This window comes from Parvibaculum sp., assembly GCF_002684405.1.
In the GTDB taxonomy this organism is placed as follows: Bacteria; Pseudomonadota; Alphaproteobacteria; order Parvibaculales; family Parvibaculaceae; genus Parvibaculum.
The window spans coordinates 1-12134 of record NZ_NYVD01000137.1; the positions used below are offsets into that span (position 1 = coordinate 1).

Annotated in this window: 14 protein-coding genes; 12 read left to right on the plus strand and 2 right to left on the minus strand. The window is 63.4% G+C overall.

All coding sequences use genetic code 11. From position 1 onward, the window contains the following. The 8 genes from ccoN to ccoS all read left to right on the plus strand — a co-directional run. Nucleotides 1-1083, plus strand: a 1083-nt coding sequence (ccoN, locus tag CMI59_RS12775) for a cytochrome-c oxidase, cbb3-type subunit I (protein ID WP_293328628.1), incomplete at its 5' end; no start/stop codon positions are given. 15 nt (nucleotides 1084-1098) lie between these two features. Then, nucleotides 1099-1833, plus strand: a complete 735-nt coding sequence (ccoO, locus tag CMI59_RS12780) for a cytochrome-c oxidase, cbb3-type subunit II (protein ID WP_293328629.1) — start codon at nucleotides 1099-1101, stop codon at nucleotides 1831-1833. A 51-nt stretch (nucleotides 1834-1884) separates the two neighbouring features. After that, on the plus strand, nucleotides 1885-2103 hold the full coding sequence (locus tag CMI59_RS12785) for a cbb3-type cytochrome c oxidase subunit 3 (protein WP_293328630.1): 219 nt from the start codon (nucleotides 1885-1887) through the stop codon (nucleotides 2101-2103). After that, entirely contained in the window at nucleotides 2100-2981 is an 882-nt protein-coding gene (gene ccoP, locus CMI59_RS12790; protein ID WP_293328631.1) for a cytochrome-c oxidase, cbb3-type subunit III, read from the plus strand. Before CMI59_RS12785 ends, ccoP begins: the two co-directional genes overlap by 4 nt. A 153-nt stretch (nucleotides 2982-3134) precedes the next feature. After that, nucleotides 3135-4670 (plus strand): cytochrome c oxidase accessory protein CcoG, encoded by a 1536-nt coding sequence (ccoG, locus tag CMI59_RS12795; protein WP_293328632.1) that lies wholly within the window; start codon nucleotides 3135-3137, stop codon nucleotides 4668-4670. After that, a complete protein-coding gene (locus CMI59_RS12800; protein WP_293328633.1) occupies nucleotides 4667-5191 on the plus strand; it encodes a FixH family protein in 525 nt (174 codons plus the stop codon). Before ccoG ends, CMI59_RS12800 begins: the two co-directional genes overlap by 4 nt. Nucleotides 5192-5231: 40 nt before the next feature. Then, the gene (locus tag CMI59_RS12805; RefSeq protein ID WP_293328634.1) at nucleotides 5232-7481 is read left to right on the plus strand and encodes a heavy metal translocating P-type ATPase; all 2250 of its coding nucleotides are present in this window, start codon (nucleotides 5232-5234) and stop codon (nucleotides 7479-7481) included. Between the two features lie 20 nt (nucleotides 7482-7501). Next, entirely contained in the window at nucleotides 7502-7690 is a 189-nt protein-coding gene (gene ccoS / locus CMI59_RS12810; RefSeq protein ID WP_293328635.1) for a cbb3-type cytochrome oxidase assembly protein CcoS, read from the plus strand. Between the two features lie 6 nt (nucleotides 7691-7696). Here ccoS and CMI59_RS12815 read toward each other — a convergent pair whose 3' ends face one another. After that, nucleotides 7697-8494, minus strand: a complete 798-nt coding sequence (locus CMI59_RS12815; RefSeq protein ID WP_293328636.1) for a DUF2189 domain-containing protein — start codon at nucleotides 8492-8494, stop codon at nucleotides 7697-7699. 220 nt (nucleotides 8495-8714) lie between these two features. Here CMI59_RS12815 and msrA point away from each other — a divergent pair, with 220 nt between their 5' ends. Together msrA and msrB are read left to right on the plus strand one after the other, a co-directional pair. Further along, complete coding sequence (msrA, locus tag CMI59_RS12820) at nucleotides 8715-9401, plus strand: peptide-methionine (S)-S-oxide reductase MsrA (RefSeq protein ID WP_293328637.1); 687 nt, start codon at nucleotides 8715-8717, stop codon at nucleotides 9399-9401. A gap of 18 nt (nucleotides 9402-9419) precedes the next feature. Further along, nucleotides 9420-9950 (plus strand): peptide-methionine (R)-S-oxide reductase MsrB, encoded by a 531-nt coding sequence (gene msrB / locus CMI59_RS12825; protein ID WP_293328638.1) that lies wholly within the window; start codon nucleotides 9420-9422, stop codon nucleotides 9948-9950. On the opposite strand, the gene CMI59_RS12830 is transcribed toward msrB, so the two are convergent. Next, on the minus strand, nucleotides 9947-10411 hold the full coding sequence (locus CMI59_RS12830; protein WP_293328639.1) for a YaiI/YqxD family protein: 465 nt from the start codon (nucleotides 10409-10411) through the stop codon (nucleotides 9947-9949). The genes msrB and CMI59_RS12830 overlap by 4 nt on opposite strands. Before the next feature lie 69 nt (nucleotides 10412-10480). Here CMI59_RS12830 and CMI59_RS12835 point away from each other — a divergent pair, with 69 nt between their 5' ends. Next, nucleotides 10481-11740 (plus strand): TIGR03862 family flavoprotein, encoded by a 1260-nt coding sequence (locus CMI59_RS12835; RefSeq protein WP_293328640.1) that lies wholly within the window; start codon nucleotides 10481-10483, stop codon nucleotides 11738-11740. A gap of 64 nt (nucleotides 11741-11804) precedes the next feature. Then, nucleotides 11805-12131, plus strand: a complete 327-nt coding sequence (locus CMI59_RS12840; protein ID WP_293328641.1) for a metalloregulator ArsR/SmtB family transcription factor — start codon at nucleotides 11805-11807, stop codon at nucleotides 12129-12131. The last annotated feature ends 3 nt before the right edge of the window (nucleotides 12132-12134 follow it).

Genomic DNA, 12134 nt, shown 5'->3' on the forward strand with positions numbered 1-12134 from the left:
GATATCTGGCTCACCATCGTCTGGGTCGTGTACCTGCTGGTGTTCCTGGTCACGCTCGCCAAGCGCAAGGAACCCCACATCTATGTGGCCAACTGGTTCTATCTCGCCTTCATCGTCACCATCGCGATGCTGCATCTGGGCAACAACCTGGCGATTCCGGAGAGCGCTTTCTCCTCCAAGAGCTACGCCATGTTCGCCGGTGTGCAGGACGCGCTGATCCAGTGGTGGTACGGCCATAACGCGGTGGGCTTCTTCCTGACCGCGGGCTTCCTCGGCATGATGTACTACTTCGTGCCCAAGCGCGCCGAGCGGCCGGTCTATTCCTACCGCCTGTCGATCATCCATTTCTGGTCGCTGATCTTCATCTACATCTGGGCCGGCCCCCACCATCTGCACTTCACGGCACTGCCGGACTGGGCGCAGACGCTGGGCATGACCTTCTCGATCATGCTGTGGATGCCGAGCTGGGGTGGCATGATCAACGGCCTGATGACGCTGTCGGGCGCCTGGGACAAGCTCAGGACCGACCCTGTCATCCGTATGCTGGTCGTTTCCGTCGCCTTCTACGGCATGTCCACCTTCGAAGGTCCGGTTATGTCGATCAAGGCGGTGAACTCGCTCTCCCATTACACCGACTGGACCATCGGCCATGTGCATTCCGGTGCGCTGGGCTGGGTGGGCTTCGTGTCCTTCGGCGCGGTCTACTGCCTCGTGCCGTGGCTGTGGAAGCGTGAGCGGCTGTACTCGCTGGCGCTTGTCAGCTGGCACTTCTGGATCGCCACCATCGGCATCGTGCTCTACATCACCGCGATGTGGGTGTCGGGTATCCTGCAGGGCCTGATGTGGCGCGCTTACGACGCACAGGGCTTCCTCGAATATTCCTTCGTGGAAACGGTCGAGGCCATGCATCCCTTCTATGTCATCCGTGCGCTGGGCGGCGTGCTCTTCCTCACGGGTGCGCTGATCATGGTCTATAATTGCTGGATGACCATACGGGGACGCGAACGTGCAGGCGAAGCATCGCAGCACCCCGCCATCGCTTCCGGCCTCAATGCTGCGCCCGCTGCGCAGCCCGCCGAGTAAGGGAGGTCATACATCATGGCAAACAACACTTTCTCTCACGAACGGGTCGAAAAGAACTCGATCCTTCTGCTGGTCCTGATCCTGATCGCGGTTGCCATTGGCGGCCTGGTCGAGATCGTGCCGACCTTCCTTATCAAGAGCACCATCGAGGATGTGGACGGCGTTCGCCCCTACTCCCCGCTGGAGCTGGAAGGCCGCAACATCTACATCCGCGAGGGCTGCTATCTCTGCCACAGCCAGATGATCCGCTCGTTGCGCGCGGAAGTGGAACGCTATGGCCATTACTCGCTGGCGGCCGAGAGCAAATACGACCACCCCTTCCAGTGGGGATCGAAGCGGACGGGGCCCGACCTTGCCCGTATCGGCGGCAAATATTCCGACGAATGGCACAAGCTCCACATGCACGATCCGCGCTCCGTGGTGCCGGAATCGGTCATGCCGGGCTATCCCTTCCTGGCGCAGACGCCTCTCAAATACGACGAGATTCAGAGCGATCTGAAGGCTCTTCGCATGACGGGCGTGCCCTATTCGGATGAGGACATCGCCGATGCAAAGGCCGATCTGGAAGCTCAGGCAACACCGGACGCCGACACGGATGGGCTCATGCAGCGCTATCCCAAGGCGGTCGCCCGCGACTTCGACGGCAATCCGGAGATGATTTCGGAACTGGACGCCCTCGTCGCCTATCTGCAGATGCTCGGCACACTCGTGGACTTCAACGCCTATGAGAATGCCGATTTCAAGCAATAGCCCCCGATCATCGGGAACAACGTCATCACAGGACGACCGGAGACGTAGAACATGACAGGTCAGGAAGCATACGATTTCTCGAGGACATGGCTCGCCACAGGCGGTCTGATCTTCTTCTTCGTGCTCTTTCTCGGCATCGTTGCCTACGCGCTCTGGCCGTCCAACAAGAGGACATTCGACCGCATGGCCAGCCTGCCTATGCAGGATGACGACACGCCCGATGGCGCAGATGCGGCCGTACACAAGGACGAGACGGAGTCCGAAAAATGAGCGAAAAGCACAAGGACGATATCACGGGCGTCGAGACCACCGGCCATAGCTGGGACGGGATCCGGGAACTGAACAACCCGCTTCCCAAATGGTGGCTCTACACCTTCTATGCCTGCTGCCTCTGGGCGGTCGGCTACTGGGTCGTCATGCCCGCCTGGCCGATCATCTGGAACGGCCAGTGGACCTACACCGAAGGCGTGATCGGCTATAGCGATCGCGGTAGCGTCGCCAACGAACTCGCCGCCGTGGCGGCGGGCCGCTCGGAAGTGATGCAGGAAATCGCCAAGGCCCCGCTCGCCGAGCTGGCGCAGAACCCCAAGCTCAGCGAAGTGGCACTGGCCGCCGGTAAAGCCGCTTTCGGCGACAACTGCGCACCCTGCCATGGCTCCGGCGCGGCAGGCGGCCCGGGCTTCCCCAACCTCAATGACGACAACTGGCTCTGGGGCGGCACGCTGGACGATATCCACACCACCCTGCTTCACGGCATCCGCTGGGAAGGGGACGAGGATACCCGCCTGAACACCATGATGGCCTTCGGCGATCTGGGCATGCTGGACAAGCAGCAGATCAACGATGTCGCCGAATATGTGCTGGAGATTTCCGGCCAGAAATACGACGCCAAGGCGGCGGCGAAGGGCGCGGACGTTTTCGCCCAGAACTGCGTCGCCTGTCATGGTGAAAACGGCAAGGGCAGCCAGCAGCTCGGCGCACCCAATCTGACGGACGCGATCTGGCTCTATGGCGGCGACAAGGCCACCATCGAACAAACCGTGTCAAAGGGACGCAGCGGCGTCATGCCAGCTTGGGGCGGACGCCTCGACGAAGGCACTATCAAGTCGCTGACGCTCTATGTGCATTCGCTGGGCGGCGGTGAGTAACACCCGCCTCACCAGCGCAAGCGAGAGATCAGCCCGGCCTGCGAAAGCAGCGCCGGGCTCTTCTTTGACCGATACGTTTTGACAGAGGTCATGGAGCATTCGCGGTCAGCCCGTTACAGTTCAGGTACCTCACTCAGAGTTTGGCAGAAGCAGATGTCCGAAACCTTGTCCCCGGAAAATAATGGTGTGAACAGCGGTCTCGATGCCCTGGTCGCGGAAGCCTCCGCCAATGCAGGCGGCGGAGAAGAAGCGGTAACCCCGGTCAACGCCCAGAAAAACCGTCCCCTCTACCAGTCGCGCCAGAAGGTTTACCCCAAGCTCGTCCACGGCAATTTCAGGAAGCTGAAATGGATCGTGATGGCGCTCACGCTCGGCGTCTACTACACGCTGCCCTGGATTCGCTGGGAACGCGCACCGGGCCTGCCCGACCAGGCCGTGCTGCTCGACTTCCCCGCGCGGCGCTTCTATTTCTTCTTCCTCGAGATCTGGCCGCAGGAATTCTATTACATCACCGGCCTGCTCATCCTCGCCGCGCTCGGCCTCTTTCTCCTCACCTCCGTCGCCGGGCGCGTCTGGTGCGGTTACACCTGCCCGCAAACGGTCTGGACCGATCTCTTCATCCATATCGAACGCTTCTGGGAAGGCGACCGCTCCGCCCGCATCCGCCGCGACAAGCAGAAGTTCAAGCCCGCCAATCTCGCCCGCAAGCTCGGCAAACATCTGAGCTGGATGCTGGTGGCCATCGCAACGGGCGGCGCCTTCGTCTTCTATTTCGACGACGCGCCCACGCTCGCGCAGCAATTCCTGCATTTCGACGCCGCGCCGGTCGCCTATACCTTCGTCGCACTCTTCGCCTTCACCACCTATCTGCTGGGCGGCCTCGCACGCGAACAGGTCTGCATCTATATGTGCCCCTGGCCGCGCATTCAGGGCGCCATGTTCGACGAGGAATCCCTGCTGGTCTCCTACGAGATCGATCGCGGCGAACCGCGCGGCCCCCACAAGAAGGGCGCGAGCTGGGACGACCGCGGCGACTGCATCGATTGCGGTCAATGCGTGGCCGCCTGCCCCATGGGCATCGACATTCGCGACGGCATGCAGCTTGAGTGCATCCAGTGCGCGCTGTGCATCGACGCCTGCAACGAAATCATGGATCGCGTCGAACGGCCCCGCGGCCTGATCGGCTACGACACCATCCAGAACATGGAACGCCGCAAGAACGGCGAAAAGCCGCGTTTCCGCATCATCCGGCCGCGCACCATCCTCTATACGGCGGTCTGGGCGCTGGTCGGCATCATCATGCTGGTCGCGCTCCTCAACCGGGACACGCAGACCATCAGCGTGCTGGCTGACAGAAACCCGCTCTTCGTGCAGCTTTCCGATGGCTCGATCCGCAACGGTTTCGAGGTTAAGATCATCAACAAGGAGCACAAGCCGCAGGCCTTCGATGTGAGCCTCGACGGCCTCAAGGGCGCCGTGCTGCTGCGCGGCGGCGCGACGGACGCCGACAACACCGAAGTCGACGTTGCCCCGGACGACCTGGCCTCCGCCAAGTTCTTCGTGGCGCTGCCGGCCGACCGCCTTGGCCAGCTCAAATCCGGTGAAGCCGCCTTCACCTTCAAGGCGACCAATCTGGAGACGGGCGAAGTGTCGTCCAAGGAAGTGAACTTCAAGGGACCGGAGAAATGAGCAACGTGGAACGAATGAAAAAGCCCGGCTTCTTCGGTCGCTTGACCGGCTGGCACGTCCTCGGCTTCTTCCTGCTTTTCTTCGGCATCGTTTTCGGCGCCAATGGCTACATGGCCTATTGGGCGATCTCGACCTTCTCCGGCATCGAAATCAACGACGCCTACCAGAAGGGCCGCGCCTATAACCATAATCTGGAGGCGATGAAGGCCCAGCAAAAACTCGGCTGGACCGCCGACATCGAGGAAGAGCTCGTCCTCGGCGCAGGCAACAAGACGCATCTCCAGGTCCGCTTCGCCGATGCCGGGGGCGCGCCATTGACCGGGCTCCGCGTCAACGGCACCTTCTGGCGGCCCGTGGCGAAGGGCGGCGACCGCACGCTTGACCTCGTTCAGACCGCACCCGGTCTTTATGAAGGCGACGCGGATCTGCAATGGACGGGGAACTGGCTGGTGCGCATTTCAGCCGAAGGTCCCCGGGGCGAAAAATTCGTACAGGAAAAGCGCGTCCTGATCGGCCGCTGAACGGATATCGGCGGCCCCGCCTCGGGAAAGGGGCAACCAGTTGAACGAGACAGCAGCAAGCGAGGCCGGCAGCGGCCAGGGAACCGACAGGGAAAAGGCGGCCGGACCGAAAGCCGGGCGCGTCGACCCGTCTCTTTTCGTGCGCAAGACATCCGAAGGTCTCGCCCAGATCGATCTCGTCGTGCAGGACATGCATTGCGCCGGCTGCCTGAGAAAGGTCGAACGGGGCCTGAACGAATTGCCGGGCGTGGAATATGCCCGCGCCAATCTCTCGACCAAGCGCGTCGCCGTCCGCTGGCAGCCCGCGCAGCTGAAACCCGCCGACATCGTGGAAAAGCTCGCCGATACGGGCTTCGAGGCCGTTCCCTTCGACCCCAAGCTCCTGAGCGCGCTTGACGAGACGGAAGAGCGCCGCCTGCTGCGCGCGCTCGGCGTGGCAGGCTTTGCCGCGGCCAATGTGATGCTCATCTCGGTGGGTGTCTGGGCCGGGCTTGCAAGCGACATGGAGCTTTCCACCCGCGCCTTCTTCTACTGGATCTCGGCGCTGATCGCGCTGCCCGCCATCGCCTATGCGGGCCAGCCCTTCTTCCGCTCCGCGCTTCGCGCCCTGCGCGCGCGGACAATGAACATGGATGTGCCGATTTCGCTGGCCGTGCTGCTGGCGACGGGCATGAGCCTGATCCAGACCATCGTCAATGCGAGCCATGTCTATTTCGACGCCAGCGTGACACTGCTCTTCTTCCTGCTGATCGGTCGCTATCTGGACGTTCAGGCGCGGGCGAAAGCCTGCTCCGCCGCGCAGAACCTGCTCGGCCTGCGCGCCATGGCGGCAACCGTGATCGGGCCGGACGGCACGCAGCATTCCGTCCCCGTCGAGAACCTAGAACCCGGCATGAAGGTGAGCGTCGCCTCCGGCACACGCATCCCCGCCGACGGCGAGGTGCTGACCGGCCGCGCCGATATCGATACGAGCCTCGTCACGGGCGAAAGCGTGCCGACGGCGGTGGCGCCGGGCTCGAAGGTCTTTGCGGGCACGCTCAATATTTCCGCGCCGCTCACCCTGCGCGTCACGAAGCGCGACGACGATTCCCTGCTGGCCGAAATCGTGCGGCTGATGGAATCCGCCGAACAGGGCCGCGCCGGCTATGTGCGGCTGGCCGACCGCGCCGCCCGCATCTATGCGCCTGCCGTGCATATTCTGGCCGCCGCCACGCTCGCGCTCTGGTTTGCGCTCGGCGCGGGCTGGGAAACGGCCTTCACCCATGCCATCGCCGTCCTCATCGTCACCTGTCCCTGCGCGCTCGGCCTTGCCGTGCCGGTGGTGCAGGTGGTCGCCACCGGCAGGCTTTTGAAGCATGGCGTCCTGGTCAAGGCGTCGGACGGGCTGGAAAAGCTGGCCGATGCGGACACCATTGTCTTCGACAAGACCGGCACGCTGACGCTGGGCGAGCCGGAACTCGTCTCGTCGGGCGAGGCGGGCCCGGCGGAGATCGCGCTTGCCGTAGCGCTGGCCCGGCAAAGCCGCCACCCGCTGGCAAGGGCGCTCGCAGCCCATGGGGCCGATATCGCCGCCCCCGCCCTCTCCGATATACACGAAGTGCCCGGCATGGGCATGGAAGCGGTGCTGGACGGGGAAACGGTGCGGCTCGGCAATCGCAACTTCACGGGCACCGCCGGCGAAGCCTCCTCCCATGCCGGCCCCGAACTCTGGCTTGCCAAAGGCCGGGAGACACCGCGACAGTTCCGCTTTGCCGACAGGGCCCGAAGCGACGCCGCCGAAACCATCGACCGGCTGACGCGCGAAGGCTTCGCGATCGAACTCCTGTCCGGCGACCGGGAGGAAGTCGTCCGCGAGCTGGCAGACAAGCTGAACATCGCCGACTGGCGCGCCGAAGCCCGGCCGGACGAAAAGATCGCCCGGCTGGAAGAACTCCGCGCGCAGGGCCGCAAGGTGCTGATGGTAGGCGACGGCCTCAACGATGCGCCCGCGCTGCGGGCGGCGCATGTTTCCATGTCGCCCTCCAGCGCCGCCGATGTGAGCCAGACCGCCGCCGATTTCATTTTCCAGGGCGCGGACCTCAAGCCCATCGTCGAAACGATCCGTATCGCGCGCGGAGCGCGGCGACTGGTCGTGCAGAATTTCGGGCTGGCGCTGGTCTATAATGCCATCGCGGTGCCGCTGGCCGTTGCCGGCTACGTGACCCCGCTCATCGCGGCAATCGCGATGTCCTCCTCGTCGATCACCGTCACGCTCAATGCGGTGCGCCTCAACTGGCGCAGGATCGACTGACACCTGCCAGGGAAGAGATTATGGCTGTCCTGATCTATCTCGTGCCCGCCGCCCTCATTCTGGGCGGACTGGGGCTTGCCGCCTTCCTCTGGTCGCTCAAAAGCGGACAGTATGACGACATGGAAGGGGCCGCCCAGCGCATCCTTTTCGACGATGACGAGATGGAAAACCCGCCGCCGCCGAAAAGAGACGCTGAAAAGAAAGACTGATCGGCCTCAGTTCTTCACCAGTGCGCGATAGGCATGCCATGTGGCGTGGCCCACCAGCGGGAAGGTGAAGATCATGCCGATAAACAGCGTGGCGATGCCGAAGCCCATCGCAAAGGCGATGATCCAGCCCCAGAGCATCATCGGCCAGAAATTCTTCCGAACCGCCTGAAAGCTGGCAAGGACCGCCGTGACGGCGTCCACATCCCGCGCCATGAGAAGCGGCACGGAGATCGCGGAAAGGGCGAAGGTGAAGACCGCCAGCACCGCGCCGACAATGGTGCCCACCACAAGCAGGCTCAGCCCATGCGGCGTCAGCAGCAATGTGGGAATGAAGTCCGGAAGCGGCGGAAACCCGCTATCGCCGAAAAAGAGCGCGAAGAGCAGCGTCGCCACCCGCATCCACACCAGGAACACGCCCATCAGTATGATGCCCATAAAGGCAAGCTGGGCGGGGCTGCGCGTGGAAACGAACAGCACGTCGAAAAGCGCCACATGGCGCCCGCTTTCCATCCGGCGGCTCGCCTCATACATGCCGACGGCCAGCATCGGCCCCACGATCATGAAGCCGGCACCGGCAGCCAGCGCGAGCGAACTCGCATTCAGCCAGAACATCGCCGCGACCAGCGCGGCGGAAATGGCGGAAAATCCGAGCCCGTAGCTCAGGCTGACCAGGGGCGCGCGGCCCATATCCGCCCAGCCGCGCCGAATCCAGATCCATGGATCGTCCGCCCTGATCTTTGCGATTTCGATGGAACCGGATCCACCGCCTGCTTTCTGGCCCTCATGGCTGAGTGCTACGCCCATGGTCGCCTCCTCCCGACAAAACCATACCTCAAGAAAGGATATGTCAATTTGTCGCATGGCGTCCATGGCCTAGATCAACAATCGGCATTCCCGCCTGCCAAAGCTGATCGCGCAAGCGTGATCGCTTGTGTGAGGAAAGGAAGCGCCTGGGGGCCTACATTCAGAAATGAGGCGACCCCGCCGCAAAACCGCAAGAGACAGAAACCCGGGAAGAACGACCATGAAATTACAGACCGCAAAGACCCTCGGCCTCGCCGCCCTGACCTTCATGGCGCTGCTGCTGCTTGCGAGCCTGACCGGGCGCGGCGCGAGCGCGGACGACGCGGCCATGGCGCCGAACCCGGATCAAGGCGCCCATCTGGCGGTCGCCACCTTTGCGGGCGGCTGCTTCTGGTGCATGGAACCGCCCTTCGAAAAACTGGACGGCGTGAAGAAAGTCGTTTCCGGCTATACCGGCGGCGATGTGAAGAACCCGACCTATGAACAGGTGTCCGAAGGCGGCACCGGCCATGCCGAGGCCGTGCAGATCACCTACGATCCCGCCAAGGTCGGCTACAAGAAGCTGCTCTACATCTTCTGGCGCAATACCGACCCGCTGCGGAAGAACGCGCAGTTCTGCGATGTCGGCTATCAGTACCGCACCGCCATCTTCACCCACGGGCCGGAGCAGAAGAAACTCGCCGAGGAAAGCAAGCAGGCGCTGGAAAAGTCCGGCCGTTTCAAAAGGCCCATCCAGACCGAGATCGTGGACGCCCGGCCCTTCTACCCGGCCGAGACCTATCATCAGGATTACTATCTGAAGAATCCGCTCCGCTACAAATTCTACCGCTGGAATTGCGGCCGCGATCAGCGCCTCGACCAGCTCTGGGGCGACGAGGCGCGCGGCGGCGAACCCGCGGAACACTGAGCAAAAAAGGAGGCGACCATGAACAAGACGACACGACGCGGCTTTCTGGCAGGCGTGAGTGGCGCGGCCCTGCTCGGCGCAGGCGCCTGGGCGTGGCGGAGCAGCGCCGACGCAAGCCCCGCGAACAAGGAAGCGTTCGAAATCACGAAAACGCCCGCGGAATGGAAAGCACAGCTCACCAAGCAGCAATATTACGTGCTGCGCGATCACGGAACGGAGCGCTCCTATTCGAGCCCCCTCGACAAGGAAAAGCGCGCCGGTATCTATCACTGCGCCGGCTGCGATCTCGCGCTTTATTCGTCCGAGGCAAAATTCGACAGCGGCACCGGCTGGCCGAGCTTCTACGAGCCCCTGCCCAATGCCATCGGCACCTCGGAGGACAGCTCCTTCTTCATGACACGCACGGAAGTGCATTGCCGCCGCTGCGGCGGCCATCTGGGCCATGTCTTCGACGACGGCCCGCCGCCCACGGGCCTTCGCTACTGCATGAACGGCGTGGCGATGACTTTCGCGCCGGGCGAAACGGCCGAGGACGCCAAGGCGAGCTAACGCGCGCGCAATCGCGCCTGCACCGCGCTTTCCAGCGCACGAAGAAAACGGGAGCGGTCGTCACGGGTGAAGCCGCGGCCGCTCCCTTTCACCTCTCCGGTCTCGCGCAGATCCTTCATCAGGTCGCGCATGGCGAGCGCCATGCCGATGCTGGATGCCGTAAACGGCTTGCCGTCATGCCCGATCGCGGCGGCCTGTTTTTCAAGGCAGCGCGAGGCGAGCGGAATGTCGCCCGTGACGGCAATATCGCCCTCACCGATATGCTCGACGATCCAGTCATCGGCCGCGTCCGGGCCTTCCGGCACCACGACCGGCTTCAGCAGCGGATTGCCGGTCGGTCGCATCCCGCTATTGGAGACGATATGGACGGTGAGGCCGTGGCGCGTCGCCACCCGCTCCACCTCCGCCTTGACGGGGCAAGCATCGGCATCGACGAAAATTTCAGGAAGCCTGTCGGTCATGCTCTTCGCGCAGTTCTGAATCGGAAATCCGCTTCTATCATAATCGGAAGCCGATTAAGTTCCCCCGCCATGACCAAGGAAAGCCCCAAAGCGATCATCATAGGCGGCGGCCCGGCGGGCCTGATGGCCGCCGAGGCGATAGCCGACAGGGCGCCGGGCGCCGCCATCCATGTCTATGACGCCATGCCCTCATTCGGCCGGAAGCTGCTGATGGCGGGGCGCGGCGGGCTCAACCTGACGCACTCCGAAGCCTTCGACGCCTTCCTCGCGCGCTATGGCGAGGCGGCGGACTGGCTCGCCCCCGCCTTGCGCGCCTTCGGACCGAAGGAGGTGATCGCCTGGGCGGAAGGGCTCGGGCAGGAAACCTTTGTCGGCTCCTCGGGCCGCATCTTTCCCAAAAGCTTCAAAGCCTCGCCGCTGCTGCGCGCCTGGCTTCGCCGCCTGGACGGAAAAGGCGTGACGCTACATGTGCGACACCGCTGGACCGGCTGGGACGAACAGGACGCGCTGACCTTCGACACGCCGGAGGGCGAAGTACGTATTGCAGCGGACGCAACCGTGCTGGCGCTAGGCGGGGCGAGCTGGCCGCGCCTCGGCTCACGCGGCGACTGGATCGGCCTGCTGGCGGCGCGGGGCGTGGACCTGCGCCCCTTCCGGCCCGCCAATTGCGGGTTCGAAACGGAATGGTCGACCCATATGCGCGAGCGCTTTGCGGGTATGCCGGTGAAATCCGTCGCGCTCACATTCGGCGAACGACGGATCGAGGGAGAGTTCGTCGTCACGGCGTCAGGCGTCGAGGGCGGCGCTGTCTATGCGCTTTCGCGCTTTCTGCGCGACGAAATCGAACGGGCGGGAGAGACGACGCTTTACCTCGATCTCACACCCGACCGACCGCGGGAAAGGCTCGTCCGCGATCTTTCCCGTCCGCACCACAAGGCATCCCTTGCCAACCACCTACGCAAGGCGGCGGGCATTTCAGGGGTCAAGGCCGCCCTGCTGCGGGAATGCGCGGTAAAGGAGGCTTTTTCCTCTCCCGAAACGCTTGCGGATGCGATCAAGGCCCTGCCCCTGCGGCTCGCAAACCCGACATCCATGGAAAGCGCCATCAGCGTGGCAGGTGGCATTACACAAAACGCGCTGGATGGAGATATGATGCTTAAAGCTCTTCCCGGCACGTTCTGCGCCGGGGAGATGCTCGATTGGGAAGCGCCGACAGGCGGCTATCTGCTGACCGCATGTCTTGCCACCGGCCTGAGGGCGGGCATCGGGGCGAGCCGCCGGGTCGCAGCGCTGATCGCGGTATCGCAAGCCGATCCAACCGGGCCTTGAATATATTATATATCTCTTATATAAGTAACTCATGAAAGGCTGCCGGGCAGCCGGGAGTAGCAAGATGGTCGAAACGGTCGATGCAACCATCATGGAACTTGAGCAAAGCGCAGCGGATGCCGCTCAACTATTGCGCGCCATGTCGAATGAGCGCCGCCTGCTCATCATGTGCCAGATCGCGGACAGGGAACTGTCGGTCGGCCAGATACAGGACCTGATCGGCATCGGCCAGTCGGCCCTGTCGCAGCATCTGGCCGTGTTGCGCGATCTCGGGCTGGTCGAGACGCGGCGCGAAGCGCAGACCATCTACTATCACCTCGCCTCCCCCGCGGCCCTCGCCATTATCAACACACTGGTCGGCATCTTCTGTCCGCCCGGCGTGAAGAAATAAGGA